Below are 26,745 nucleotides of genomic sequence, written 5' to 3'. Positions count from 1 at the left end.
GGACCCGTGAACGTGGACGGGCTGATCGTGGTGGACAAGCCGGGCGGGATGACCTCCCATGACGTGGTGGCGCGGATCCGGCGCCTGGCCAAGACGCGGCGGGTGGGCCATGGTGGCACCCTCGACCCGATGGCCACCGGCGTGCTGATCATCGGGGTGAACCGGGCGACCCGGCTTCTCACCTATGTGATCGGGGCGCGCAAGAGCTACTCGGCGACGATCCGGCTGGGTCAGGCGACGGTGACCGATGACGCGGAAGGCGACGTGACCTCGACCGCGTCCACCGCCGGCTTGACCGGGGAAGCGATCCGCGCCGAGCTGGCCGCGCGCACCGGGGAGATCGACCAGGTACCGAGTGCGGTCAGCGCCATCAAGATCAACGGCGAGCGGGCGTACAAGCGGGTGCGTGACGGTGAGCAGGTCGAGTTGGCTGCGCGCCGGGTGACGATCTTCCGGCAAGAGGTGCTGGAGATTCGCCGTACGGACGATGTGGTGGATGTTGATGTTGATGTGACCAGCTCCAGCGGCACCTACATCCGCGCCATCGCCCGTGATCTGGGCACCTCGCTGGGCGTCGGCGGGCACCTGACGGCGTTGCGCCGTACCTCCGTCGGCGATCTGACTCTGGCCGGGGCAGCCACGCTGAAGCAACTGGAGGAGCGTGCCCCCGACGTCGTCTCGCTACCCATGGCCGAAGCTGCGCGTCAGGCGTTCCCGCAGCGTGAGGCGACCGTCGAGGAGGCCCGGGTACTCAGCCACGGCGGCCCGCTCGAACCGGTGGGCATCGCCGGTCCGTACGCGGTGTTCGACCCGGCGGGCAACGTCCTGGCCATTGTCTCCGAGCGCGACGGAAAGGCGCGGGCCGAGATCGTGCTCAGCCCCGCCTGAGGTATTCGGCCACCGTCGCGACCAGGTCAGCGGCGGCGTACGGCTTGTCCAGAAAGCCATCACACCCGGCCTCCAGCGCGGCCGCCCGGTCCTGCGGCAGCACGCTGGCGGTCACCGCAACCACCGCGGGCTTGCGGCGGCCCGCCCCCACCGAGCCCGACGCCAGCTCGCTGGCCAGCAGCAACCCGTTGCCGTCGGGCAGGTTCATGTCCAGCAGCACCAGGTCGACATCCTCGGTGTTCAGCTGCGTGCGGGCGGCACCGAGGCTGCCGGCGTCCAGCACCTCGGCGTCGCGGACCGCCTCGATCGCGGCTCGCGACAGCACGGCCTTGACCAGCGTGCGGTTCAGCTCTTCGTCCTCGACCAGCAGGATGCGCGGGTTCTCGGCCGTCACGGATTCTCCTTGTCCCCGGCAGCGCCGTCGTTCGTCTCGCTGCGCACGCCCAGCAGCGGCGCAAGTTTGTCGGCGCCGGCGCCGCCGGCCATCGCGGTGGCCACCACGCCCCCGGCCATCACGGTCGCCACCAGCGAGGCCTCGCCCGCCGTGGCGGCCAGCCCCAGCACCGGCGTCTGCCGGGTGGCGGGGTCCTGTTCGATCGCGGCGAGCATGCTGAAACCGTCCACCGACGGCGACTGCATGTCACACACGATCAGGTCGAAGCCGCCCTCGCGGCTCATCGCGAGCCCGTCCTTCCCGTCGGCCACTGCGACCACGTCGGCGCCGCCGGCCCGCAGTCCGTCCTCAATTGCCTGGCGGATGGTGTCGTCGTGATCCACCACCAGCACCCGCGGGGCGGCCGGGCGGGCGGCCACCGAGCGGGCCAGCGCCGAGACCAGCGCGGCGGGTTCGACCGGCTTGACGAAGTAGTCGCTGGCGCCCAGGGCCAGGCCGGCCGGGCGCTCGTCGATGATTGTGGCGAAGAAGACCGGGATATCCGCGAGCCGGGGATCGGCTTTGAGCCGGCGGATGACCTCGAAGCCGTCGATGCCGGGCAGCGCCACGTCCAGCACGATCGCGTCCGGCGGGTGGGCTCCGGCGGCGGTCAGGCCCGCCTCGCCCGTGCCGGCCACGTCGACCTGGTAGCCGGCGTGTTCCAGCTGGGTACGCAACAACTCCGCCGATTGCGGATCGTCCTCGACCAGCAGCACTCGCACGCCCTGATCGGTGTCCGCTGAGGTTGTCGAGGACACGACGGCCGCGCCGGGTAGCCGTACCCTGAAGGAACTCCCCTGACCCGGAACCGACGCCAGGGTGATCTCCCCGCCGTGCGCCTCCACCAGCCGCTTGGTCAGGGCCAGCCCCAGACCGGTGCCCGCGCGCTGCTTGTCCGGGTCGCCGACCTGCTGGAATTCCTCGAAGACGCGGTCCTGATCGGCGGGCGCGATGCCGATCCCGGTGTCCGCGACGGTGACCAGCACGGTGTCTTTCTCGCGCCGGCTGGACACGGTCAGCCTGCCGCCCTCCGGGGTGAACTTGATCGCGTTGGACAGCAGGTTCTCCACGATCTGGCGGAACCGCACCCGGTCCGCGGTCGCCGTCGCCGGGGCCAGCTCGGTGACCACCGTCAACGATTTCGTGGTGAGCAGCGGCGACAGGCCGGTCAGCAGCTCACGCACCGCGGTGTCGACGCGCAGCGGAGCCAGCCGCAGCTCCAGCCGCCCGGCCTCCACTTTCGCCAGGTCGAGAATGTCGTTGATCAACCCGAGCAGGTGCCGCCCGCTGGTGTGGATGTGTTCGACCCACTCGGCGGGCACCCGGCGGCGATCGCCGTCCGGCTCCTCCATGCGCATCAGGTCGCTGAAGCCGATGATCGCGTTCAGCGGGGTCCGCAGCTCGTGGCTCATATTGGCCAGAAAGGCACTCTTCGCTGCGCTGGCCCGGGTGAGCGCTTCCACCGACTCGCCCAGCTCGGCAGCCAGCCGGCGCTGCGCGGCCATCACCGCGACGCGCTCGGCCAGGATGCCGGCCTGCCCGCCGAGCAGCGCGAACAGCCGCAGGTCGTCGTCGCTGAACAGCCCGCGGTGGCGGTTGAACAGCAGCACCGCGCCCTCGGCGTCCGGCGGCACCGGCATGCTCAGCAGCGTGACGAAGTCGTCGCCCAGGTCGTCACCGTAGTGCTCGACCAGCGCGTCGCCGCCCTCGCGCAGCCGGGCCGGCTGTCCGGCGCGGATCAGCGCGGTCAGGTCGTCGAAGCTCAGGCCCTCCGGGGGAGTCAGGCGCGGGCCGGCGTACGCGATCGGCGCCAGCCGTCCGTCCGGGCGCGGCATCAGCACGGACACCGCGTCGGCGCCGGTCTCGAGGCGCATGATCTCGGCGTACGTCTGCCAGACCTGTTCCGGCGAGTCCACCGGTTCGCGCAGCAGCTTCTCGCTGACCGACTGCGCGGTGGAAGCCGAGAACGCCCGGCGCAGCAGCCGCGGCGGGGCGAACGCAATCAGATAGCCCAGACCGCAGATCAGCCCGAGCGTGCGGTAGGTGCCGATCAGCGCCTCGTCGTTGTCATGCACGGTGCCGATGGCCAGCGTCGAGATCATCATTGCGAACAGCACAGTCGTCGCCGCGGCGATGGTCAGGCGGGCCCGGTTGGCCCCCGTACGCGTGCAGGCCTTGCCGAACAGCATCCACGCGGCCGCGACCTCGCCGAGCACGAAACCACCAGCGGCGAGATACCAGACCGAATCGTGCAGCGGGCGTTCCGCCACGATCAGCAGTGCGGCGGTGCCCAGGTACGCCGCCAGCGTCGCCAGATCCAGCCAGCGCGGCACTTCACGCAGCCGGGCGGCCAGCCGCAGGGTCAGGTAGGGCTGGGCGAACAGCGCCAGCTGAGTGACCACGCTCACCCAGGACGGCATGGCATGCAACTGCCGGGTCAGAGCGAAGGCGAACCACAGCGTGCAGGGCAGGAAAACCAGTGTGACGTCGCGTTGCAGCGGATCGCGTCGCCGCAGGTAGCCGACCGCTGCGCGCACGAACAGAGCCGCGAACATGCATTCGGCGGCGAGCAGGATCAGCAGACTCCACCCGATGCTCATATCGGTATCAACTGTAGCGTTTCAGGCGGTCCGTGAGACCGATACTCTTACGCCTGATCGACGCGCTGATCCGGCGCGCATGGGGAGGCGTGAGATGCAGCGGTGGCGCGGCTATGAAGCGGTGCCGGGCGGGTTCGGACGGTCGGTGGTGACCATCGGCGTATTCGACGGCGTGCACCGCGGGCACCAGGGGATCATCGGCCACACCGTCAAGCGGGCTCGCGACGCCGGTCTGCAGTCGGTGGTCGTGACGTTCGACCCGCACCCGGCCGAGGTGGTACGGCCCGGATCGCATCCGGCGGTGCTGACCGAGCCCCTGCGCAAGGCCGAGCTGATCGAGCAGCTCGGCGTGGACGCACTGTGCGTGGTTCCGTTCACCCCCGAGTTCTCCCGGCTGAGCCCCGACGAGTTCGTGCACGACGTGCTGGTCGAGGCGCTGCACGCCGCGGTCGTGGTGGAGGGGGACAACTTCCGCTTCGGCCACAAGGCCACCGGCGATCTGGCGATGCTGGCCAAGCTCGGGCACATGTTCGGCTTCACCGTCGAGGAGGCGCCGCTGGTGGCCGCCGACGGGCTGGTGTTCTCCTCCACGTACATCCGCAGTTGCGTGGATGCCGGGGACGTGGCTGCGGCCGGTGCTGCGCTGGGCCGGGCGCACCGGTTGGAGGGCGTGGTCGTACGGGGGGATCAGCGGGGGCGTGAACTCGGCTTCCCGACCGCCAACCTGTTGTGCCACGACTACGCGGCGATCCCGGCCGACGGGGTGTACGCGGCGTGGCTCAACCGCGGCGAGCAGAAGCTGCGTGCCTCGGTGTCGGTCGGCACCAACCCGACCTTCTCCGGGCGCGAACGCCGGGTCGAGGCATACGCCCTGGACTTCGACGGCGACCTCTACGGCGAGCGGCTCAGCCTCGACTTCGTCGCTCACCTCCGCGAGCAGCGTGTATACACGTCCATCGAGCCGTTGGTGGCGCAGATCGCCGAGGACGTCGAACAGACCCGCGTAGTTCTCCAATAACTGGCTGGTAAGGTTGAGGCGCTGCTGGCTTATCCAGCACCCGGTCTCGCCCACCTGCCCGACGCCGCGGGTCGCGAGGAAACCGCTCAACCGGCAACACAGAAGTTCGGAGAACATGGCGCTCGATCAAGAGACCAAGACCAAGATCATGACTGAGTACGCGACCCTGGAGGGCGATACCGGCTCTCCCGAGGTTCAGGTTGCGATGCTCACCAAGCGGATCGCCGACCTCACCGAGCACCTCAAGGTGCACAAGCACGACCACCACAGCCGTCGTGGTCTGCTGCTGCTGGTGGGCCGTCGCCGTCGTCTGCTCAACTACGTGCAGAAGAAGGACATCGCGCGCTACCGGACGCTGATCGAGCGTCTCGGCCTGCGCCGCTAGTTTCACCGGGGGAGTGGCCGAGGTGGCTGCTCCCCCGAGCTTTACCCCACGGACCCGCGCGGCCACAGTTAGACGGCACCGGTCCTCGGTAGTGGTTCCCGGGCCGATTCCCGGGCACTTCGATCGAAGACCGGCCACGCTGTAAACCGCGCTGTAGAGACCGCCGGGTCCTCGACGAAGGAGTACCGCACCACATGACAGAGCACAACGCTCTCGGCACCGAATCGCGCACCGCCGTCATCGACAACGGCTCGTTCGGCACCCGGGAGGTCACCTTCTCCACCGGCCGGCTGGCCAAGCAGGCCGGCGGCTCGGTCGTCGTCCAACTGGGCGAGACGACCGTCCTGTCGACCACCACGGCCAGCAAGGCGCCGAAGGAGCACTTCGACTTCTTCCCGCTGACCGTCGACGTCGAGGAGCGCATGTACGCCGCGGGTCGCATCCCCGGCTCGTTCTTCCGCCGTGAGGGCCGCCCCAGCGAGGACGCGATCCTCACCTGCCGGCTGATCGACCGGCCGCTGCGCCCGTCGTTCACCAAGGGCCTGCGCAACGAGGTCCAGGTCGTCGAGACCGTCCTCGCGCTCGACCCCTCGCACCCCTACGACGTCGTCGCCATGAACGGCGCCTCGATGTCGACCAAGCTGTCCGGGCTGCCGTTCAGCGGTCCGGTCGGCTCGACCCGCGTCGCGCACATCGACGGGCAGTGGGTCGCGTTCCCGACCATCGAGGAACTCGAGCGGGCCACCTTCGACATGGTGGTTGCCGGCCGGGTCACCGCCGACGGCGATGTCGCGATCATGATGGTTGAGGCCGAGGCCACCCCGCAGGCGGTCAAGCTGATCGCCGGTGGCGCCACCGCCCCGACCGAGGAGATCGTGGCTGGTGGCCTGGAGGCCGCCAAGCCCGCGCTCCGCGAGCTGTGCCGCGCACAGAGCGAGCTGGCGGAGGTCGCCGCGAAGCCGGTCCAGGACTTCCCGGTCTTCCTCGACTACCAGGACGACGTGCACACCGCGGTCGTCGAGGCCGTGCGTGAGGAAACCGCAGAGGCGCTCAAGATCGCTGGCAAGCAGGAGCGCGAGGAGGCCCTCGACCGGGTCAAGGCCAAGGCGCACGAGCTGCTCGACGAGCGCTTCGAGGGCCGCGAGAAGGAGATCAGCGCGGCGTTCCGCTCGGTCACCAAGACCGAGGTCCGCCAGCGCGTGCTGCGCGAGCAGGTCCGCATCGACGGCCGCGGCCCGCGCGACATCCGGCCGCTGTCGGCCGAGGTCGGCATCCTGCCCCGGGTGCACGGCTCGGCACTGTTCGAGCGCGGCGAGACCCAGATCATGGGCGTCACCACGCTGAACATGCTGCGCATGGAGCAGGCGCTGGACACGCTGGCGCCGGAGAAGTCCAAGCGCTACATGCACAACTACAACTTCCCGCCGTACTCGACCGGTGAGACCGGCCGGGTGGGCTCGCCGAAGCGCCGCGAGATCGGTCACGGCGCGCTGGCCGAGCGGGCCCTGGTGCCCGTGCTGCCCTCGCGCGAGGAGTTCCCGTACGCGATCCGTCAGGTCTCCGAGGCCCTCGGCTCGAACGGCTCGACCTCCATGGGTTCGGTCTGCGCCTCCACGCTGGCCCTGCTCAGCGCCGGTGTGCCGCTCAAGGCGCCCGTCGCCGGCATCGCCATGGGTCTGATCTCCGACGAGGTGGACGGCAAGACCGAGTACATCGCGCTGACCGACATCCTCGGCGCCGAGGACGCGTTCGGTGACATGGACTTCAAGGTCGCCGGCACCAGCGAGTTCGTCACCGCGCTGCAGTTGGACACCAAGCTCGACGGCATCCCGTCCGACGTGCTGGCCGCCGCTCTGCAGCAGGCGCACGACGCCCGCGCCACGATCCTCGGCGTGATGGCCGCGGCGATCGAGGGCCCGGCTTCGATGAGCGAGTACGCCCCGCGCGTCACCAGCGTGAAGATCCCGGTCGACAAGATCGGCATGGTCATCGGCCCCAAGGGCCAGACGATCAACGCGATCCAGGATGAGACCGGCGCCGACATCTCCATCGAGGACGACGGCACGATCTACGTCGGCGCGACCAACGGCCCGGCGGCCGACGCCGCGGTCGAGCGGATCAACGCCATCGCGAACCCGACGCTGCCCAAGGTCGGCGACAAGTTCCTCGGCACGGTGGTGAAGACGGCCGCGTTCGGCGCGTTCATCTCGCTGCTGCCCGGCCGCGACGGCCTGCTGCACATCTCCAAGGTGGGCGACGGCAAGCGCGTTGAGAAGGTCGAGGACTTCCTCAACGTCGGCGACAAGGTCGAGGTGTCCATCGCGGACATCGACAACCGCGGCAAGATCTACCTGGACAAGGTCCGCCCCGAGGGCGAGGAGGCCCCGGCCGCTCCGGCCGCGTCCGACAATCCCCGCGAGGAGCGTGCCCCCCGCGGCGACCGTGGCGGCGAGCGTTCCGAGGGCGGCGAGCCCCGGCGTCGCCGGTCGCGTCCGAGCGGCGACCGCGGTGGCGACCGCGGCGGAGACCGTGGCTGATCTCCAGTCATGACATCGCTCAACCGCGGGCCGGCCGGAAGGCCGGCCCGCGTCTCTACCAAGACCTTGCACGATGGTGTACGCCGCACCGTGCTCCCCAGCGGCCTGCGCATCGTCACGGAGGCGATCCCGACCACCCGCAGCGCCGCGCTCGGCGTCTGGGTGCGCATCGGCTCGCGCGACGAAACCACCGCCATGTCGGGTGCCTCGCACTTCCTCGAGCACCTGCTGTTCAAGGGCACCGAGAAGCGATCGGCGCTGGACATCTCGGCCGAGATCGAGGCTGTCGGTGGCGAGACGAACGCCTTCACCACGAAGGAGTACACCTGCTACTACGCACGTGTGCTTGACGCCGACCTGCCGCTGGCCATCGACGTGCTGTGTGACGCGGTGGCCAACTCGGTGCTGGACCCGGCCGACGTGGAGACCGAGCGGGGCGTGATTCTCGAAGAGATCGCCATGCACGACGACGAGCCCGGCGACGAGGTGCACGATGTGTTCACCGAGGCGCTCTTCGGGGCGTCGACGCCGCTGGGCCGGCTGATCTCGGGTACCGAGGAAACGATTTCCCCGATGACCCGTACGCAGATCAACCGGTTCTACCGCAGCCGCTACCTGGCCTCGCAGATCGTCATCACAGCGGCCGGCAACCTCGACCACACCAAGGTCGTCAAGCTGGTCCGTGCCGCGCTGGCGGGCAGCCCGCTGGACACGGCCGGAGAGCCCGCGGCGTTGCGGGACACCAAGAAGCACCGGGTGCAGAAGCCGGCGACCGTGGTTCGCAACCGCGACACCGAGCAGGCACACCTGGTGCTCGGCGGCACCGGGATCACCCGCGGCGATGAGCGGCGCTTCGCGCTGGGCGTGCTGAACAACGTGCTCGGTGGCGGCATGTCGAGCCGGCTGTTCCAGGAGATCCGGGAGAAGCGCGGGCTGGCCTACTCGGTCTACTCGTACGGCAGTCAGTACGCCGATGCCGGGCTGTTCGGCGTGTACGCGGGCTGTGCCCCGGGCAAGGCCGAGGAGGTGCTGAAGCTGATCCGCGCCGAACTGGCCGCGGTGGCCGCCGACGGCATCACCGAGGCCGAGCTGGCCCGCGGCAAGGGCATGGTGAAGGGCGCGTACGTGCTGGGCCTGGAGGACACCGGCTCGCGGATGAGCCGGCTGGCCAAGTCGGAGCTGCTCTACGGCGGGCTGATGGGCGTCGACGAGCTGCTGGCCCGCGTCGACGCGGTCACCCTGCAGGAAACCAACGCGCTCGCCGCCGACCTGCTGACCCGGCCGATGTCGCTGGCCGTGGTCGGACCGTTCGACGAGAACGCGTTTTCCGCCGCCCGTTAACCTGGGACCCCGTGACCGTCATCAGCCCCCCGCCGCCCGCTGCCGCCCCCGCAGGGGAGAAGTCCAGCCGGAAACGCCGGATCATCGGCATGTCCATCTGGGCGGTGCTGTTCGCGGTCGGCACGTACTTCATCGGCGTGCCGACCAGCGACCCGCTCATCGCGTTCGGCTGGCTGTGGCTGGCCACCATCGCCTGGCGCAGCGACCGGCCGTGGCGTGAGCACCTGCTGTTCCTGCGCGACTGGCTGCCCATCTCGCTGCTGCTGGTCATCTACAACGTCTCGCGCGGGTACGCCGACGACCTGTTCGCCCCGCATGTGTACCCGCTGATCCACGCCGACCAGGGCATGTTCGGCTGGGCCACCGGCGGCAACGTGCCCACCGTGTGGCTGCAGGAGCACCTCTACCAGGCCGGTCACGTGCAGTGGTGGGAGGTCGTCGTCTCCCTGGTGTACGTGTCGCACTTCTTGGCGGTGCCGACCATCGGCGTGTTGCTGTGGCTGCGCAAACGCGAGCAGTGGGCCCGGTTCATGCGGCGCTGGTTCACCCTCAGCGTGGCCGGGCTGATCACGTACTTCCTCTACCCGGCCGCGCCGCCGTGGTGGGCCTCGAAGTACGGTCAGCTGGGCGAGCACGTCGAGCGCATCTCCACCAACGGGTGGAACGCGATCGGTCTGCACAGTGCGGGCAACACCCTCAACGCGCTGCAGGTCGAGGCGTCGAATCCGGTGGCGGCGATGCCGTCGCTGCACACGGCGTACGCGATGATGGCCGTTGCCTTTTTCCTGCCCATGGTGGCCAGGAAATGGTGGCCGGTGCTGCTGGCCTACCCGCTGGCCATGACGTTCACGCTGGTCTACTCGGGTGAGCACTACGTAATCGATGTGCTGGTCGGGTGGGCGTATGTGGCGATGGTCTTCCTGATCGTGGGGCTGGCCGAACGGTACGTTAAGTTGCACCGGTGACTGAACCGATCCGGGTCGGCGTGGTGGGCGCCCGCGGCCGCATGGGCACTGAGATCTGCAAGGCCGTGGACACGGCCGGTGACCTCGATCTCGTCGCGACGATCAACCGGGGCGACGAGCTCGCCACGGCTGCGAACGCGCAGGTCATCGTCGATGTGACAAACCCCGGCGTGGTCATGGGGACCCTGCGTTGGGCGATCGGCGAGGGCATCCACGCGGTCGTCGGAACCAGTGGTTTTGACGACAAGCGTCTCGAGCAGGTGCGCGGATGGCTGGCGGAGAAGCCGGGCGTCGGCGTGTTGATCGCCCCCAACTTCGGCATCGGCGCGGTCCTGATGATGCAGTTCGCGGCGCGGGCGGCCAAGTTCTTCGAGTCCGCCGAGATCATCGAGCAGCATCACCCGCGCAAGCTCGACGCCCCCAGCGGCACGGCGTCCCACACGGCCCGGCTGATCGGCGCGGCGCGGGCGGAGGCGGGTCTCGGCCCGATGCCCGACGCGACGAAGGAAGAGCTGTCCGGAGCCCGGGGCACGCAGATCGACGGGGTGCGCGTGCATGCCGTGCGGGCGGCGGGTCTGGTGGCCCATCAAGAAGTTCTTTTCGGTACGTACGGAGAAACGCTCACGATCCGCCACGACAGCCTGGACCGGTCCTCCTTCATGCCCGGTGTCCTGCTGGCCGTGCGCAACGTCGGCAACCGGCCGGGCCTGACGCTGGGCCTGGACCCGCTACTCGGCTGACACGGCGACGTGCAGGCGCAGCTGGTTGACGAGCATGTCGTCGACATCCAGCGCGCGAGCCGCGCCGTCGGGCTCCCACCCGGCCGAGCCGAGGAACTTCTTCATCGCCTCGTCGGCGTCGTAGGCCCACGCCACGGCCGAGGTGAACCCGTCCTCGCGCCACAGGTCCACGGTGGCCGACAGCAGCCGGCTGCCGTGCCCCCGGCGCCCCCACCGCGGCTCGACCAGCAGGTCGGTGAACGCGGCGACGCTGTCCGGCAGCGGTGGCTCCTCGGGCGCGAGGGCCTGCTCGTCGGCCGGCCCGGCGGCCGCGAAGCCGACCACGGTCTGGGCGTTCTCGGCCTGCTCCACCGCGATCAGCACGCGGTGGCGGGGGGAGGGGGCCGACTCGATCGCCTCGCTCCAGCCGCGAGCCAGGTAGCCCTCGTCGAGGCTGGCCAGCACGTGCGCGGGGAACAGCCGGCGGTATGCCGAGCGCCACGTGGTCAACTGGATGCGGGCGATCTCCGCGGCGTCCTCGGGACGGGCGGGACGGACGAAGCCGAGAGCCATGCCGGGCAGCCTACAGAGCCATGGAGTACCGCAACTCGGGTACGGTCACCGTGGTGCCCCGCGGCGTCCACAAGTCCCGCATGCCGTCCGCTGTGAACCCCACCCGCTCGTAGAAGCGGCGGGCGCGGGCGTTGTCCTCCAGCACCCACAGCCGGAGGGGATGGGCGGCGAACTTCACCGGATCGAGGGCGTCGAGGTAGTCGGCGGGAAGGATTGCGGCGTAGGCGGCGCGCCAGCTGGTGACGTGGACCTCGGCTGCGGCTGGTAGATCGTCGGCGGTCAGGGGGTGGATCGCGATCATTGGGTGATTTTGTCGTACCGGTGGGATAGCGTCCGGTATTTATGGCCGTCCCTGACACTCTCAGCGTTGCCCAGGCCCGCCGGATCACGCTGGCCGCGCAGGGCTTCACCGACCCCGCGCCCGGCGGAGCCACCGACCTGCGCCACCTGCGCCGGGTGCTGCGCCGGCTGCATCTGATCCAGATGGACTCGGTGAACGTGCTGCAACGCGCACACTTCATGCCGCTCTACAGCCGGCTCGGCCCGTACGACCCCGGGCTGCTGGAGCGCGCGGCCTACCGCAATCCGCGGGAGCTGTTCGAGTTCTGGGGACACGAAGCGTCGCTGATCACCGTCGACCTGCAGCCGCTGTTTCGCTGGCGGATGGCCCGGGCCCGGGACTACGCGTGGGGCGGCATGGTGCGGATCGCCTCCCAGCAGCCCGAGCTTGTGGCGCGGGTGCTCGGCGAGGTGCGAGACCGGGGGCCAATCACCGCTGCCGAAATCGAGCACGATGTTCCTCGTACCAAGGACAACTGGGGTTGGAACTGGTCGGCGGTGAAACAAGCGCTGGAGTGGCTCTTCTACTCCGGGGAGATCACCGCTGCCGAGCGCACCACATCGTTCGCCCGGCGCTACGACCTCACCGAACGCGTCTTGCCCCGCAAGATCCTGGACATCTCGACCCCCGAGCCGCAGGACGCCTTCCGCGCGCTGGTCGAGCTGTCGGCCCGCTCGCTGGGGGTGGCGGCCGAGGGGGAGCTGCGCGACTACTTCCGGCTGCCGGTGTCGGGGTTCAAGCAGGCGGTGGCGGAGCTGATCGAGGACAAGGTGTTGCTCCCGGTCACCGTGAAGAGCTGGAAGGGGCCGGCGTATCTGCACCATGAGGCCAGATTGCCGCGGTGGGTAAGGGCGTCGACCCTGGTCAGCCCGTTCGACCCGCTGATCTGGGAACGAGCCCGCACCGAGCGGCTGTTCGCGATGAATTACCGGATCGAGATCTATGTGCCGGCGGCGCAGCGGCTCTACGGGTACTACGTGCTGCCGTTCCTGCTGGGGGACAGCTTCGCGGCCCGGGTGGACCTGAAAGCCGACCGCAAGACCGGGGTGCTGCAGATCCCGGCGGCCTGGCTGGAGCCCGGGGCGGACCGGGAGGAGACGGCCGAGGCCCTGGCGGGGGAGTTGCGCAGGCTGGCGGGCTGGCTGGGGCTGGCGGAGATCGCAGCGCCCGAGCGCGGGGACTTGGCCGAGACGCTGGCCAAGGCGCTGCAGGCCTGAGCCGGGAGCAGCGGCGCGGGTGTACCGTGGCGCCCATGAGCAGCGCGGCCGACCCGGTGGCCTTCCCGGAGCACCATGCGGCCCACGCGCAGGGTCCGGCCGCCCGAAATCCAAGCGAACAAAGCGCGCAGGAGCAGAGCGCGACAGCCGTGCTGGAAGCGCCCTACGCGCACTACCCGCCCTATCCTGAGCCGAAGCAGGACCGGTTCTCCCGCTTCATCCAGACGAAGTGGCAGCATTCGCCGCTCTGGGTCGCTCCCGCCGCGATGCTGGTCTGCATGGCCGGGGCGGTCGGCTACACGCTGGCCACCAACCCGGCCGACGCCGACGCCGGGGCCGCCCCCACCTGCCTGCTCAAGTACACGACCGGGTTCGTCTGCCCGGGTTGCGGTGGCACCCGAGCCGCCTGGTTCCTGCTGCACGGCGACATCCCCGACGCGGCCCGGCACCACGTCATGTTCGTGTTCGCCGTGCCATTCCTGCTCTATCTGTACGCCGCCTGGTCACTCAGGCGCGTCTTCGGCTGGAACGTTCCTCAATTGAGCATCTCGCCGGGCGTGATGGGGGCCTTCATCGCAGCCTGGGGTGTCTTCAGCGTGGTGCGCAATCTGCCATGGGCACCCTTCACGTCCCTGTACGTCTGACCGCTCCCCCCGGTCCGATAAGTTAGGGGCATGACGCAGCACCCCTTCGGCCGCCTGATCACGGCCATGGTGACCCCGTTCGCCGCCGACGGCTCGCTGGACACCGATGGCGCCGCCCGCCTGGCCGCCTGGCTGGTCGAGAAGCAGGGGCACGACGCGCTGGTGCTCAGCGGCACCGGCGGGGAGTCGCCCACCACCACCGACGCGGAGAAGGAAACGCTGATCCGGGTGGTCACCGAGGCCGTCGGTGGACGCGCGCAGATCATCGCCGGGGTGGGCACGAACAACACCGCGCACACCGTCGAGCTGGCCCGTTCCGCCGAAAAGGCCGGGGCTCAGGGGCTGCTGCTGGTCACCCCGTACTACAACAAGCCGCCGCAGGCCGGGCTGCTCAAGCACTTCACCACCGTCGCCGACGCCACCGGGCTGCCGGTGATGCTCTACGACATCCCGCACCGTGCCGGGATCCCCATCGCCACCGAGACGCTGGTGCGCGCTGCCGAGCACCAGCGGATCGTCGCGGTCAAGGACGCCAAGCTCGATGTGGCGGCCACCTCCGATGTGCTGCGCCGCACCGGCCTCGCCTTCTACTCCGGCGAGGATGCCTCGACCTTGCCGTGGCTCTCGGTGGGCGCCTCGGGTGTGGTCGGCACCTCGACGCACTTCATCGGGGCGCGGACCAAGGACATGATCCTGGCCTACGAGCGTGGAGAAGTGGCCCAGGCGCTCGACCTGCACCGGCAACTGCTCCCGCTGTTCACCGGAATCTTCCGCACCCAGGGCACCATCCTGGTCAAGGCCGGCCTGCGCGCCCTCGGGCTGCCCGCCGGGCCGGTGCGCTTGCCTCTGGTGGACGCCACCGACGCGGAATTGGACCAACTGCGCCAGGACGCCAAAGCGGCCGGCGTAGACCTGTAGAGAACCGGAAAGAGCTAAATGAGCCAAGCGCACGCCGAGCTGGAACCGCCACCGCCGCTGCCGGAGGGCGCCCTGCGCGTCATGCCACTCGGCGGCCTCGGCGCGATCGGCCGGAACATGACGGTCTACGAGTACGACGGCAAGCTGCTGGTCGTCGACTGCGGGGTGCTCTTCCCCGATGTGGAACAGCCAGGGGTCGACCTGATCCTGCCCGACTTCACGCCGATTCTGGACCGGCTGGACTCGGTGCAGGCGATCGTGCTGACCCACGGGCACGAGGACCACATCGGTGCGGTGCCGTACCTGCTGGCCCACAAGCCGGACATCCCGCTGGTGGGGTCGGAGTTCACCCTTGCCCTGGTGGAGGCCAAGCTGGCCGAGCGCCGGCTGGATCCGTACACGCTGACGGTCCGGGAGGGTCAGCGCGAACGGCTCGGACCCTTCGAGCTGGAGTTCTTCGCGGTCAACCACTCCATCCCGGACGCCCTCGCGGTGGCCGTGCGCACGCCGGCCGGGCTGGTGCTGCACACCGGTGACTTCAAGATGGACCAGGTGCCGCTGGACGGGCGGATCACCGACCTGGCCGGGTTCGCCCGGCTCGGCGCCGAGGGCGTGGACCTGCTGCTCTCGGACTCGACGAACGCGGAGATCCCCGGGTTCGTCTCGCCCGAGCGGGACATCGGCCCGGTGCTCAACTCGATCTTCGGCAAGGCCCGCGGCCGTGTCATCGTGGCCAGCTTCGCCTCGCACGTGCACCGCGTTCAGCAGGTGTTCGACGCGGCCTACGAGTACGAGCGCAAGGTCGCCCTGATCGGCCGGTCCATGGTCCGCAACATGGGCATCGCCCGCGACCTCGGCCTGCTGCACATCCCCGATGGCATCCTGGTCAGCCTGGACGAGGCCACCCACCTGCCACCGGACGAGATCGTGTTCATGTCCACCGGATCGCAGGGCGAGCCGATGAGCGCGCTCGGGCGGATGTCCACCGGCGACCACCGGCACATCACCATCGAGCCGGGCGACACCGTCGTGCTGGCCAGCTCGCTGGTGCCCGGCAACGAGACGTCGGTCTACCGGGTGATCAACCAGCTTGCCCGCGCCGGTGCCACGGTGATCCACAAGGACACCGCCAAGGTGCACGTCTCGGGTCACGCGCCGGCCGGCGAGCTGCTCTATCTGCTCAACGTGGTGCGCCCGAGCAACCTCATGCCGGTGCACGGCGAGTGGCGGCATCTGCGCGCGCTCGCCCAGCTCGGCATCGAGTCCGGGGTCGCGGCGGATCGCGTCGTGCTCTGCGAGGACGGCGACGTCGTGGACCTGGTCGAGGGTCACGCCCGGCACGTCGGCAAGGTCAAGAGCCGCTATGTGTACGTCGACGGGCTCGCGGTCGGCGACGTCAGCGAGTCGCTGCTGACCGAACGGCGGATCCTGGGCGACGGCGGCTTCATCTCCGCCACCGTGGTGATCGACTCGGTCACCGGCAAGGTGGTGGGGGAGCCCAGCGTCATGGCGAAGGGCTTCTCCGAGGACCCCGAGGCGTTCAGTCCCGTCATTCCTCTGCTGACCGCCGCGCTGCACCGCTCGGCCGAGGAAGGCATCACCGACACCCACCAGTTGCAGCAGGTCGTGCGTCGTACGGTGGGCCGCTGGGTCAACGACGCCTACCGTCGCCGGCCGATGATCGTGCCCACGGTCGTCGAGGTCTGATCGGAAAAGTTTGAACTGTTCGGGAGTCCCCCTCGTATCGATGGGCACGGTGCCGCCCCCACGGCGCCGCGATCCGAGGGGAGTACCGAATGCAGCGGAGAACGGTCGTCGCTATTGCGGCGACGGTGGCGGCGGCAGGCGCAGCGGTGGCTTTCACCCTGCCCTCGATGGCGGGCACCAGCCCGGCCGGCGTGCGCGTCACCCCGCAGAGCGACGCAGTTGCCCCGCAGTTGCTCGCCGCCATGAAAAGAGACCTCGGGGTCAGCGCTGACGAGGCGACCGCCCGGGTGAAGCGCGCCAAATGGGCCGCTGGTGTGGCGACCCAGCTGCGCAGCGCCACCGGCAACGCTTACGGCGGTTCGTGGCTCGCCGCCGACGGCACCACCCTGAACATCGCGATCACCGATGAGGGTCTGGCCGGTAAGGTCCGCGCGGCCGGCGCCGAGCCCAAGCTGGTGACCCGCAGCGTCGAGCAGCTCGACGCCGCGAAGCAGGCGCTCGACAAGACCGCCACCAAGTCCGACCGTGATCTGCCCGGCTGGTACGTGGATGTGGCCTCGAACAAGGTCGTCGTGCAGGCGCTGGCCGGCGACGCCGAGCACGCCACGGAGCTCGCCCAGGACGCCGGTTTGAAGTCCTCGGAGGTCAAGGTCGCCACCGTCAAGGCGGCGCCCAAGCCGCTGGCCGACGTGATCGGCGCCGAGGCGTACTTCGTCAACCTGGGTAACGCTCAGGCCCGCTGCTCGATCGGCTTCGCGGTGCAAGGTGGCTTCGTCACCGCCGGGCACTGCGGCGAGGTCGGCACGCAGACCCTCGACGGCCAGGGCGGCGAGCAGGGCGAGGTCGTCGCGTCGACCTTCCCGGGCGACGCGGACTTCGGCGTCGTGCAGACCGTTGACGGCGCGGACCTGCAGCCGTTCGTCGACGACTTCAAGGGCAACGCGCTCCCGGTCGGGGGCAGCACCGAGGCTCCCGTGGGCGCGGCGATCTGCCGGTCGGGTTCGACCACCGGCACGTTCTGCGGCACGGTCCTGGCCAAGAACCAGACGGTCAATTACCCGGAGGGTACGGTCACGGGTCTGACCCGCACCAACGTCTGCGCCGAGGGGGGCGACTCGGGCGGCCCGTGGCTGTCCGGCGACCAGGCCCAGGGCGTGACCTCGGGCGGCTCCGGCGACTGTGAGACCGGCGGCGAGACGTTCTTCCAGCCGATCACCGAGATCCTCGAGAAGAACAACCTGACGCTGCTCACCACCAGCGGTGGCGGCGCCGGTGGCGGTGCGTCCGCGACCCCGCCGCCAGCCGGGGCGACCACCGAGCCGCCCGCGCAGGCCACCGAGCCGCCGGCCGCGACCACGCCGCCGCAAAACGGGCACCACCGCCGGGGTCACCGGCACCACGGCTAGTCCCTCAGCTCGCTGCCCCGCGTAGGCCATCCTCCGTCCTGCGCGGGGCAGCGCCGTATTTGTACTGTTGCCTCGTGGGTTACCAGCTGATGATCGCGTTCGCGGTGGGCGCGCACTACGCGTTCCTGGCGTTCGGCATCTTCGGCGGTTTCCTGGCCTGGCGCTGGCGTCGGCTGATCTGGCTGCAGGCCCTGGCCGCCCTCTGGCTGCTGGTCATCGTGGTGGCCAAGTTGTACTGCCCGCTGACCTGGGTGGAGGACCGCGGCCGCCAGGGTCTGGGCAAGGCCCCGCTCGACGGCGGCTTCCTGGACAACCATGCCGCTGGGGTGTTCTACCCGCACGGCTACGAATGGGTCGCCCAGATCGTGGTGGCCGCGCTGATCCTGACCTCGTGGACCGGCTTCGCGCTACTCCAGCGCCGCGACCGCCTCCGCCAGCTCGACACCCGTCGCGATGCCGCAGATCATCACCTGGTCTAGCTGTTGCAGCGTGACGCCGTGCTCGAAGTCGGCACCCACCTCGCCGACCACGCGCACCACCCCGTCGTCGGCGGTGTGCACGTACGCCTTGGGCCAGAGCCGGTCGTGATTCCAGGCGTTGCAGAACGCGTACAGCTTGGGCACGTCGTCGGTGGTGAAGTCGGAGTGGGTGAGAATCCGGACCTGGATGATCTCGTGATCCTTGCCGACCCGGAAGAAGTAGATGAGGCACCCTTGCCAGTCGCCGCGGATGTCGTCGTCTTCGTCCACGACATACGCGAACTCCCGGGCCTCGAGGGCCGCCTTGATGAGGTCGTTGCTCAGGGGCTGCAGAACCGCTGACATTGCTTGATCTTAATCACCACGAAAAGTGAAACCCGGTCACGGAGCGGCGCGCGTCCCCGCGGGCGTGGCGCAGTTACGGTGATGCGCATGGCGGGCCGTACTCCTCCGGCGAGCCGGGGCAATGCAGGATCCAGGGGCGCAGCCGCGTCCAAGCGCGGAGCCGCCACGAAGGGTGGCGCCGCTACGACGCGTGCCCGGCAGCCAGCTCCCCGCAAGCCGGCACCTCGCAAGGCGGCAGCGCCCCGGGTGCGAGCGAAGAGCGCGACGCGAGCGCGGCCCAACGCCGGTTCGGTGGTCGGCAGCGGCGTGCGAGCGGTCTGGATGGGCGTGGCGACCAGCGTGGGCTGGGCCGCCCGTGGCGTCGGGCGGCAGGCGGCAACGGCCAAGGACATCGATCCCGAGCATCGGCGCGACGGGGCCGGGCTGCTCATGCTGGGCCTGGCCATCCTGGTCGGGGTGGCGGTCTGGGTGGGTTCGGCCGGTCCGGTCGGCGCCCGGCTCGCCGATGCCGTCCGGCTGTTCTTCGGTAGTCTGGGCGTCCTGCTTCCGCTGTTGCTGCTGTACGGCGCTATCCGGCTCATGCGCAAGCCCGCCGACCCCGAGCACCGCGGTCGGTCCCTGGTCGGCTGGTCGGCGCTGATCGTCGCCACCGCGAGCCTGCTGCACATCTCCCAGGACGCCAAGAACACCGCCGGGCTCGACGACGCAGGTGGTCTCATCGGGTACGGAGTGGGCGCGCTGCTCGAACGGGCGGTGACCGGCTGGGTGGCCGTACCGCTGCTGATCCTGCTCTTTGTCTTCGGTCTGCTGGTGGTAACCGCGACTCCGATCAGTAAGGTCCCCGAACGCGTGGCCCTGCTCGGCGACATGCTGCTGGGTCGCTCGGTGCGACCAACCCCGCTGGCCGGCCCCGCGCTGCCCGAGCTGGAGGACCCGCTCGAAGCCGGCGAGGAGGAGCCCAAGACCCGGCGGCCCTCGCGGCGGCGGCAGGGTTCGCTCGCCGACATCGGGCTCGCCCCGGCCGAGGACGAGGCGCCCGGGAACGAAGACGAGATCCTGCACGACACGGTGGCCGTGCCGCGCCTGCCCAAGGTGCCGGCCCGGCGCAAGGCTCCCGAGCACTCGCCGGCGCCCGTGGCGGCCGAGCAGCTGGAGATCAAGCCGGTGCCGGGGCAGTACACGCCCCCACCTGCGTCGATGCTGGCCGCGGGATCCGCCCCGAAGATGCGCAGCAAGGCCAACGACGAGATCATGGCCGCCCTGACCGGGGTGTTCGAGCAGTTCAACGTCGACGCGCAGGTCACCGGCTTCACCCGGGGTCCGACGGTCACCCGTTACGAGGTCGAGGTGGGGCCGGGCGTCAAGGTCGAGCGCATTACGCAGTTGTCGCGCAATATCGCGTACGCTGTGAAGTCGCCCGATGTCCGGATTTTGTCTCCGATTCCCGGCAAGAGCGCGGTGGGCGTCGAGATCCCGAACACCGACCCGGAGAACGTGTCCCTGGGCGATGTGCTGCGCTCCCGGGCCGCCACCGCCGATCAGCACCCGATGCTGGTGGCCCTCGGCAAGGACATCGAGGGCGGCTTCGTGGTGGCCAACCTGGCCAAGATGCCGCACATCCTGATCGCCGGAGCCACCGGCGCGGGCAAGTCCTCGTGCCTCAACTCGCTGCTGGTGTCGCTGCTGACCCGGGCCACTCCGGACGAGGTCAGGCTGCTGCTGGTGGACCCCAAACGGGTGGAGATGACCGCGTACGAGGGAATCCCGCACCTCGTCACGCCGATCGTCACCAACCCGAAGAAGGCCGCCGACGCCCTCGAATGGGTCGTGCGCGAGATGGACATGCGTTACGACGACCTCGCGGCCAACGGCGTGCGCCACATCGACGACTTCAACCGCAAGGTCCGCAGCGGCGAGATCACCGCCCCGCCCGGCAGCGAACGGGTCATGAAGCCGTACCCGTATCTGCTGGTCATCGTCGATGAGCTTGCCGACCTGATGATGGTCGCCCCACGCGACGTCGAGGACTCGGTTGTGCGCATCACCCAGCTGGCGCGTGCGGCCGGCATCCATCTCGTGCTGGCCACCCAGCGCCCGAGCGTCGACGTGGTCACCGGCCTGATCAAGGCCAACGTCCCGTCCCGCCTCGCGTTCGCCACCAGCTCGCTGGCCGACTCGCGGGTCATCCTCGACCAGCCCGGCGCCGAGAAGCTGCTCGGGCGCGGCGACGGGCTGTTCCTGCCGATGGGCGCGTCCAAGCCCGTGCGCATCCAGGGCGCCTGGGTGGATGAGAAGGAAATCCACGACGTCGTCAAGTTCTGCAAGGACCAGCGCGAACCGGAGTTCCGCGAGGACGTCACGACCCCGGTGGCAAACAAGAAGAAGGAGATCGACGAGGAGATCGGCGAGGACCTGGAAGTGCTGATCCAGGCCATCGAGCTTGTCGTCACCTCACAGTTCGGCTCCACCTCGATGCTGCAGCGCAAGCTCCGCGTCGGGTTTGCCAAGGCCGGGCGGCTCATGGACCTCATGGAGACGCGGGGCATCGTCGGGCCCTCCGAGGGGTCGAAGGCGCGCGAGGTCCTGGTCAAGCCCGACGAACTGGAGGAGACTCTGGCCACCCTGCGGGTCGATTAGCCGCCGCGCGAAGGTGGAGATCAGCACCAGCAGTACCACCAGCATGATGGTGGCCGGGACCATCAACGACATCGGCCTCTTGCCGAACAGGAACGGCACGTAGCTGAGCAGCGAGGACGCCTGCACGGCGATGGGCAGCAGCCACAGCCGGGGCCGGTAGAACGCGACCACCAGGGCCATCACGTCGGCCAGGTAGAAGTAGCGCTCGTGCATGCCGGGCAGCACCCACGGCACCAGCACGACGAACATGCCGGCTGCGACGACGAGGGTCTCAGGGGAGGGCTTTTTCGTGGTCTTGTTCACGCTGGCGACCGCGGCGTAGAGCAGGCCGACGACCAGGGCGGCCGCGAAGGCGTACCCCAAAGCCTTGAGACTGTCCTTGCGGGTGTCGACCGGCAGGTAGGCGAACACACTGGCGGCGTTGGAGGTCAGCGCGGGCACGTACTGGGACTGCCGCGACGGGCTGTAAAGCGTAAGGAGCTCGACCACGTTCCGGCCTGCGATAAAGGCCGGGACGTCGAGCAGCACGTAGACCACCGGAATGGCGATCAGCGAGCGCCAGCGGGCCTGCCCGAGCAGGATCATCAGCGCCAGCACCGGGAAGATGAAGATGGCCTGCGGCTTGAACGCCAGCGCCACCGTGAACAGCGAGGCTCCGGCCCAGTCGTTGCCCTTGAGCAGGTGATAGAGCCCACCGAGGGCGAACGCCGCCCAGATGTTGTCGCACTGGCCGTAGAACGAGCTGTTGATCACCACGGTCGGTAGAAAGGCCATCATGAGGGCGGCCAGGGTGGGAATGCGCCGGCTTTCCGGCCACCGCATAGCAACAGTTTTGTACGTGAAAAAGACCAGCAGAACGTCGAAGAGGAACCACGTGATCTTGATTTTCGTCAGCACCGCGCCGGGCAGATACGTCAAGATCGCGAACAGGTAGAGGAATGGCGCGTTGTAGTTACCGATCTCCTGACTGAGCCCCGCGAACCCGCCCGCCCGGTCCAGTTTGCCGTACCAGACGAAGAAGATCCGCATGTCCGCGGTCATCTCGTGGCGCCCGGCCAGCCGGACCGCGATCGCCAGCGCCGCCAGCACCAGGACGAGGCCGAACTCCATGTTCGGTCGGTAACGCGACATCCCTACCCCCGCTTCGACAGACGCCGGACATTAGGCCGTACGGATGAACAGGGCCTTCCGGTCAGATGGTCGGCAGGTGACAGTACGAGCCGGACGGGCGATCGGGATTGCCGCGCGGCCCGGTAACCTTGGCCGAGTGTCCGTGACTCCTTCCCCCCGCCGCGTCGCTCTTCTGACCCTGGGCTGTGCCCGCAACGAGGTTGATTCCGAGGAGCTTGCCGCGCGCCTCGACGCCGGTGGCTGGCAGGTCAGCACGGATGCCGAGAGCGCCGATGTGGTGGTCGTCAACACCTGCGGCTTCGTCGAGAAGGCCAAGCAGGACTCGATCGAGACGCTGCTGGCCGCCGCCGACACCGGGGCCAAGGTCGTCGCCGCCGGCTGCATGGCCGAGCGCTACGGCAAGGAACTCGCCGAAAGCCTGCCCGAGGCACAAGCCGTGATCGGCTTTGACGACTACACCGACATCGCCGCGCGCCTCGACGGCGTGCTGGCCGGCGAGCGCTTCGACTCGCACACCCCGCGCGACCGGCGTGAGCTGCTGCCGCTGACCCCGGTCAAGCGCCAGGCGGCCAAGGTGGTCGTGCCCGGACACGCCACCGTCGACGACCACACCCCGGCCCACCTGCGCCAGGTGCTGCGCCGCCGGCTCGACACCGGGCCCGTGGCCAGCCTCAAGCTCGCCAGCGGGTGCGACCGCCGGTGCGCGTTCTGCGCCATCCCGGCGTTCCGGGGCGCGTTCGTCTCCCGCGACCCCCAGGAGTTGCTGGCCGAGGCCGAGTGGCTGGCCAAGACCGGCGTGCGCGAGCTCGTGCTGGTCAGCGAGAACAGCACCTCGTACGGCAAGGACCTCGGCGATCCTCGCGCCCTGGAGAAGCTGCTGCCCCAGCTCGCCGCGGTGGACGGCATCGTTCGGGTGCGGGCCAGCTACCTGCAGCCCGCCGAGACCCGCCCCGGCCTGGTCGAGGTCATCGCCACCACCCCCGGGGTGGCCGGCTACTACGACCTGTCCTTCCAGCACTCCAGCGAGCCGGTGCTGCGCCGGATGCGCCGCTTCGGCTCCACCGAGCGCTTCCTCGAGCTGCTCGCCTCCGCCCGCGCCCTGGCCCCCGAGGCCGGCGCGCGCAGCAACTTCATCGTCGGCTTCCCCGGCGAGACCCAGCAGGACTTTGACGAGCTGGTCCGCTTCCTCAGCGAGGCCCGCCTGGACGCCATCGGCATCTTCGACTACAGCGACGAAGACGGCACCGAAGCGGCCGGCCTGACCGGCAAGGTCGACGAGGACACCATCCAGCGCCGGTACGCCGAGATCAGCGAACTGGCCGACGAACTGTGCGCCCAGCGCGCGGAGGACCGCCTCGGCTCGCACGTCGAGGTCATGATCGACACCGTGGACGACGGCGGGATCGAGGGCCGCGCCGAGCACCAGGCCCCCGAGGTCGACGGCTCGACCATGCTGGTGGCCGGGGCCGAGCAGGTCGACCTGGCCGCGCTGCGCCCCGGCGATCTCGTGCGCGCCCGGGTGACCGCCACCGAGGGCGTCGACCTGGTGGCCGTACCGGTCGAGATGATCTCCGCCGCGCCGCCGGCCGTCTCCAGCCGCACGGCTGTGCCCACGGCGGCGTCGTGACCGACGAGCCGGTGCCGGTAGCCGCGGTCCCGCGCCAGGTTCCGCTGCTGAATCCCGCGAATCTGCTGACCGCCGTACGCATCGTGCTCGTACCGGTTTTCGTCGTGTTTGTGATGTTCTCGGCCATGGACGACGCGAGGTGGCGCATCGCCGCCTGCCTGACGTTCTGCGTGGCCTCGGCAACCGACTATGCCGACGGCTGGATCGCCCGGCGCTACGAGCTGGTCACCTCGTTCGGCAAGGTGGCCGACCCGATCGCCGACAAGGCGCTCACCGGCAGCGCGTTGATCCTGCTCTCCACCTACGACCGGCTCCCCTGGTGGGTGACGCTGCTGGTCCTGGTGCGGGAGTGGGGGGTCACGGCCCTGCGCTTCTGGGTGATCCGGTACGGCGTGATCCCGGCCAGCCGCGGCGGCAAGCTCAAGACCGCCCTGCAGATCGGCGCGATCGCCTGGTTCCTGTGGCCGGTGCCGTCGCCCTTCGACGTGGTGGGCGCGGTGCTCATGATCGCCGCCCTGCTGGTGACTCTCATCACAGGAGTCGACTACGTGCTGCAGGCGGTGCGGATGCGTGCGGCGGGGATGCGCCGGTGAACCCGGCGTCCGAGGCGGTGGGGTTGCTGCTCGCGCGCGGGCAGACGCTGGCGGTGGCGGAGTCGCTGACCGGGGGACTGGTGGCTGCCACGATCGTGGAGATTCCCGGGGTGAGCGCGGTTTTCCGGGGTGGACTCGTGGTCTATGCAACCGAGCTGAAGAGCGCACTTGCGGGCGTACCGGAAGAATTGCTGGCCGAACGCGGACCGGTCGACGGCGACGTGGCGCAAGCCCTCGCCGAGGGTGCCCGCAATCGGTGCGGGGCCGGCTGGGGGCTGGCAACCACCGGCGTGGCTGGGCCCGAGCCGCAGGACGGAAAACCCGTTGGCATGGTTTTTGCCGGAGTGGCGGGTCCCACTTCGTCCGCTGTCCGACAGTTTTCCCTCAGCGGCTCGCGCGCCGGCATTCGCTCCGGCGCAGTCCGGGCGGCGTTGGCTCTCCTCGCCGATGAGCTGCGCAAATGACGAGTGGGAATCGATAGGCGATCGCCGGCGTCAACACCGGGGTGGCGCAGTCACCCCAGTCACTCGGGAACACGCTCATTCCCCGGTGTCCCGGAATTCGGCGGGGCGGGATGTCGGCGTGGCTCACACCGGGTACGGTTGCGGGAAGCCTCCGGCGGTTGCCGGTGGCCCCGCCGCAGGAGGAGGTGCCATGGTCCTGCTACGCCGGGTTATCGGTGACGCACTTCGGGCGCGCCGGCAGGGTCAGCATCGAACCTTGCGTGAGGTGTCGACCGCCGCCAACGTCAGCCTCGGGTACCTCTCCGAAATCGAACGTGGCCAGAAGGAAGCATCCAGCGAGCTGCTCGCCGCGATCTGCGAGGCCCTGGGCGCACGCCTGTCCGAACTGCTCGGCGAGGTGAGCGGCACGCTCGCGCTGGCCGAAGGCATGGATGGTGTGCTGGTGCCGGTCGAGCCGAGCGCCGCCAAGGGTGCCGGGACGGAGTCTGCCTCCGGTAAGACTGCCGAAGCCACGCCGGTCCGCCAGGTTGCCACCGACGGTAACGTGTCGGTCTCCGTGCGCCAGGACACCCCGCTCAAGGCCACCCTGCGCACGACCCGCAAGCGTGAGGTCATCTACGCCGCCTGATCCGCGGCTGTTCGCCCGGCCGCGGCTGTGAGCCCACGTGCCGCGCGTAGATTCTGGTTGTCCGCTGTCCGACGGCTTGACCCGAGGGTCCGGCGTCGCCGGATTGAAGATTCGCGCGTAGCCTCGTGGTGGGGGATCCCTGGTGAATCCCTGAGATCCCCCCGAGGTCACGTGACGCCGGTGGCGTGGAGCTGACACGATGGAGCCCCGCGCCATCGTGAAGACCCCTCGGGCCCGCGTTGGTGGCGCGTACGAAGCAGCGACATTGAGGGGATACCGCGGATATGGCGAACCCGTTCGTCAAGGGCTGGCGTTACATGATGGCGCTCTTCGGCGCGAAGATCGACGAGTACGCCGATCCCAAGGTGCAGATCCAGCAGGCCATCGAGGATGCGCAGCGGCAGCACCAGGCACTCGTGCAGCAGGCGGCCGCCGTGATCGGCAACCAGCGCCAGCTGGAGATGAAGCTGTCGCGGCAGATGGGCGAGGTCGAGAAGCTGCAGGGCATGGCCCGGCAGGCGCTCGTGCTGGCCGACAAGGCCCGCGCCGGCGGCGACGAGGCCGAGGCGCAGAAGTACGAGTCAACCGCCCAGACGCTGGCGACCCAGTTGGTCTCCGGCGAGCAGGCGATGGAAGACCTCAAGACCCTGCACGACCAGGCCCTCGCCGCGGCCGGGCAGGCCCGCAACGCGGTCGAGCGCAACGCGACGGTGCTGCAGCAGCGCATCGCCGAGCGGTCGCGTCTGCTCAGCCAGCTCGAGCAGGCCAAGATGCAGGAAACCGTGGCCAAGTCGCTCGAATCCATGTCGTCACTCGCCGCGCCCGGCAACACGCCGTCGCTCGACGAGGTCCGCGACAAGATCGAGCAGCGCTACGCCAGCGCCATGGGCCGCGCCGAGCTGGCCGCCAACTCGGTCGAAGGCCGCATGCTCGAGGTGCAGCAGTCCAGCCTCGACATGGCCGGCTCGTCCCGCCTCGACCAGATCCGGGCCAGCATGGCCGGTGACAAGCTGGGCGGCACCCCGGCGCAACCCGCCGTTGAGCAGGCCCCGGCCTCCGACCCGGCCAGCGTGGCCCGCCTCGACGAGATCCGGGCCAGCATGAACAACAGCAAGCGCGGAGACACCACCGCAGCCGGCTGATCAGGTCC

Annotated in this window: 24 protein-coding genes and 1 pseudogene; 19 read left to right on the top strand and 6 right to left on the bottom strand. The window is 69.6% G+C overall.

The window, feature by feature from the left end; genetic code table 11:
* Positions 1-6: 6 nt before the first annotated feature.
* Positions 7-888 (top strand): tRNA pseudouridine(55) synthase TruB, encoded by an 882-nt coding sequence (gene truB, locus TFC3_RS25915; protein WP_067507597.1) that lies wholly within the window; start codon positions 7-9, stop codon positions 886-888.
* Here truB and TFC3_RS25910 read toward each other — a convergent pair.
* Entirely contained in the window at positions 875-1,282 is a 408-nt protein-coding gene (locus TFC3_RS25910; RefSeq protein WP_067505079.1) for a response regulator, read from the bottom strand. The genes truB and TFC3_RS25910 overlap by 14 nt on opposite strands.
* A complete protein-coding gene (locus TFC3_RS25905) occupies positions 1,279-3,921 on the bottom strand; it encodes a response regulator (protein WP_067505076.1) in 2,643 nt (880 codons plus the stop codon). The genes TFC3_RS25910 and TFC3_RS25905 overlap by 4 nt, the downstream gene beginning before the upstream one ends.
* 94 nt (positions 3,922-4,015) lie before the next feature.
* Here TFC3_RS25905 and TFC3_RS25900 point away from each other — a divergent pair, with 94 nt between their 5' ends.
* The 6 genes from TFC3_RS25900 to dapB all read left to right on the top strand — a co-directional run bounded on the left by TFC3_RS25900 (position 4,016) and on the right by dapB (position 10,907).
* Complete coding sequence (locus TFC3_RS25900; RefSeq protein ID WP_067505073.1) at positions 4,016-4,939, top strand: bifunctional riboflavin kinase/FAD synthetase; 924 nt, start codon at positions 4,016-4,018, stop codon at positions 4,937-4,939.
* 115 nt (positions 4,940-5,054) lie between these two features.
* Entirely contained in the window at positions 5,055-5,324 is a 270-nt protein-coding gene (gene rpsO / locus TFC3_RS25895) for a 30S ribosomal protein S15 (RefSeq protein ID WP_023561775.1), read from the top strand.
* A 194-nt stretch (positions 5,325-5,518) separates the two neighbouring features.
* Complete coding sequence (locus tag TFC3_RS25890; RefSeq protein WP_067505070.1) at positions 5,519-7,861, top strand: polyribonucleotide nucleotidyltransferase; 2,343 nt, start codon at positions 5,519-5,521, stop codon at positions 7,859-7,861.
* A 9-nt stretch (positions 7,862-7,870) separates the two neighbouring features.
* On the top strand, positions 7,871-9,202 hold the full coding sequence (locus TFC3_RS25885; protein WP_067505066.1) for a pitrilysin family protein: 1,332 nt from the start codon (positions 7,871-7,873) through the stop codon (positions 9,200-9,202).
* Positions 9,203-9,291: 89 nt separating this feature from the next.
* Positions 9,292-10,167, top strand: a complete 876-nt coding sequence (locus tag TFC3_RS25880) for a phosphatase PAP2 family protein (protein WP_067505063.1) — start codon at positions 9,292-9,294, stop codon at positions 10,165-10,167.
* Positions 10,164-10,907 (top strand): 4-hydroxy-tetrahydrodipicolinate reductase, encoded by a 744-nt coding sequence (gene dapB / locus TFC3_RS25875; protein WP_067505060.1) that lies wholly within the window; start codon positions 10,164-10,166, stop codon positions 10,905-10,907. The genes TFC3_RS25880 and dapB overlap by 4 nt, the downstream gene beginning before the upstream one ends.
* Here the strand turns inward: dapB and TFC3_RS25870 are convergent.
* Together TFC3_RS25870 and TFC3_RS25865 are read right to left on the bottom strand one after the other, a co-directional pair.
* Positions 10,896-11,459: a GNAT family N-acetyltransferase gene (locus TFC3_RS25870; RefSeq protein WP_067505057.1), complete on the bottom strand. Its 564-nt coding sequence runs from the start codon at positions 11,457-11,459 to the stop codon at positions 10,896-10,898. The two genes, dapB and TFC3_RS25870, sit on opposite strands and share 12 nt — an antisense overlap.
* Positions 11,460-11,469: 10 nt before the next feature.
* The gene (locus TFC3_RS25865; protein WP_067505055.1) at positions 11,470-11,760 is read right to left on the bottom strand and encodes an N-acetyltransferase; all 291 of its coding nucleotides are present in this window, start codon (positions 11,758-11,760) and stop codon (positions 11,470-11,472) included.
* Positions 11,761-11,801: 41 nt separating this feature from the next.
* Here TFC3_RS25865 and TFC3_RS25860 point away from each other — a divergent pair, with 41 nt between their 5' ends.
* The 6 genes from TFC3_RS25860 to TFC3_RS25835 all read left to right on the top strand — a co-directional run bounded on the left by TFC3_RS25860 (position 11,802) and on the right by TFC3_RS25835 (position 18,170).
* Positions 11,802-13,016 (top strand): winged helix-turn-helix domain-containing protein, encoded by a 1,215-nt coding sequence (locus TFC3_RS25860; RefSeq protein ID WP_067505051.1) that lies wholly within the window; start codon positions 11,802-11,804, stop codon positions 13,014-13,016.
* 35 nt (positions 13,017-13,051) lie between these two features.
* A complete protein-coding gene (locus TFC3_RS25855) occupies positions 13,052-13,660 on the top strand; it encodes a DUF2752 domain-containing protein (RefSeq protein ID WP_082772306.1) in 609 nt (202 codons plus the stop codon).
* Between the two features lie 30 nt (positions 13,661-13,690).
* Positions 13,691-14,578, top strand: coding sequence for a 4-hydroxy-tetrahydrodipicolinate synthase (gene dapA, locus TFC3_RS25850; RefSeq protein ID WP_067505048.1), 888 nt, complete (start codon positions 13,691-13,693; stop codon positions 14,576-14,578).
* A gap of 18 nt (positions 14,579-14,596) precedes the next feature.
* Positions 14,597-16,285: a ribonuclease J gene (locus tag TFC3_RS25845; protein ID WP_067505045.1), complete on the top strand. Its 1,689-nt coding sequence runs from the start codon at positions 14,597-14,599 to the stop codon at positions 16,283-16,285.
* An 89-nt stretch (positions 16,286-16,374) separates the two neighbouring features.
* The gene (locus TFC3_RS25840; protein ID WP_067505042.1) at positions 16,375-17,691 is read left to right on the top strand and encodes a S1 family peptidase; all 1,317 of its coding nucleotides are present in this window, start codon (positions 16,375-16,377) and stop codon (positions 17,689-17,691) included.
* A gap of 74 nt (positions 17,692-17,765) precedes the next feature.
* On the top strand, positions 17,766-18,170 hold the full coding sequence (locus tag TFC3_RS25835) for a DUF2784 domain-containing protein (protein ID WP_067505039.1): 405 nt from the start codon (positions 17,766-17,768) through the stop codon (positions 18,168-18,170).
* Here the strand turns inward: TFC3_RS25835 and TFC3_RS25830 are convergent.
* Positions 18,099-18,515: a YbjN domain-containing protein gene (locus TFC3_RS25830; RefSeq protein WP_067505036.1), complete on the bottom strand. Its 417-nt coding sequence runs from the start codon at positions 18,513-18,515 to the stop codon at positions 18,099-18,101. The genes TFC3_RS25835 and TFC3_RS25830 overlap by 72 nt on opposite strands.
* Before the next feature lie 87 nt (positions 18,516-18,602).
* On the opposite strand from TFC3_RS25830, the gene TFC3_RS25825 reads away from it, so the two are divergent.
* On the top strand, positions 18,603-21,152 hold the full coding sequence (locus TFC3_RS25825; RefSeq protein WP_067505033.1) for a DNA translocase FtsK 4TM domain-containing protein: 2,550 nt from the start codon (positions 18,603-18,605) through the stop codon (positions 21,150-21,152).
* A 246-nt stretch (positions 21,153-21,398) separates the two neighbouring features.
* On the opposite strand, the pseudogene TFC3_RS40555 reads toward TFC3_RS25825, so the two are convergent.
* Positions 21,399-22,181: pseudogene (locus TFC3_RS40555) on the bottom strand (glycosyltransferase 87 family protein); the annotation flags it as partial.
* Between the two features lie 238 nt (positions 22,182-22,419).
* Between TFC3_RS40555 and rimO the strand changes: the two are divergent.
* The 5 genes from rimO to TFC3_RS25800 all read left to right on the top strand — a co-directional run bounded on the left by rimO (position 22,420) and on the right by TFC3_RS25800 (position 26,737).
* Positions 22,420-23,910 (top strand): 30S ribosomal protein S12 methylthiotransferase RimO, encoded by a 1,491-nt coding sequence (gene rimO, locus TFC3_RS25820; protein ID WP_067505029.1) that lies wholly within the window; start codon positions 22,420-22,422, stop codon positions 23,908-23,910.
* Positions 23,907-24,503 (top strand): CDP-diacylglycerol--glycerol-3-phosphate 3-phosphatidyltransferase, encoded by a 597-nt coding sequence (pgsA, locus tag TFC3_RS25815; protein WP_067505026.1) that lies wholly within the window; start codon positions 23,907-23,909, stop codon positions 24,501-24,503. Before rimO ends, pgsA begins: the two co-directional genes overlap by 4 nt.
* Positions 24,500-24,967: a CinA family protein gene (locus tag TFC3_RS25810; protein WP_067505023.1), complete on the top strand. Its 468-nt coding sequence runs from the start codon at positions 24,500-24,502 to the stop codon at positions 24,965-24,967. The genes pgsA and TFC3_RS25810 overlap by 4 nt, the downstream gene beginning before the upstream one ends.
* A gap of 190 nt (positions 24,968-25,157) precedes the next feature.
* Entirely contained in the window at positions 25,158-25,595 is a 438-nt protein-coding gene (locus TFC3_RS25805) for a helix-turn-helix domain-containing protein (protein ID WP_067505020.1), read from the top strand.
* Between the two features lie 284 nt (positions 25,596-25,879).
* The gene (locus tag TFC3_RS25800; RefSeq protein ID WP_067505017.1) at positions 25,880-26,737 is read left to right on the top strand and encodes a PspA/IM30 family protein; all 858 of its coding nucleotides are present in this window, start codon (positions 25,880-25,882) and stop codon (positions 26,735-26,737) included.
* The last annotated feature ends 8 nt before the right edge of the window (positions 26,738-26,745 follow it).

It is taken from the genome of Actinoplanes sp. TFC3, assembly GCF_001553785.1.
Taxonomy (GTDB): Bacteria; Actinomycetota; Actinomycetes; order Mycobacteriales; family Micromonosporaceae; genus Actinoplanes.
This window is presented reverse-complemented; position numbering and strand designations above follow the sequence as displayed.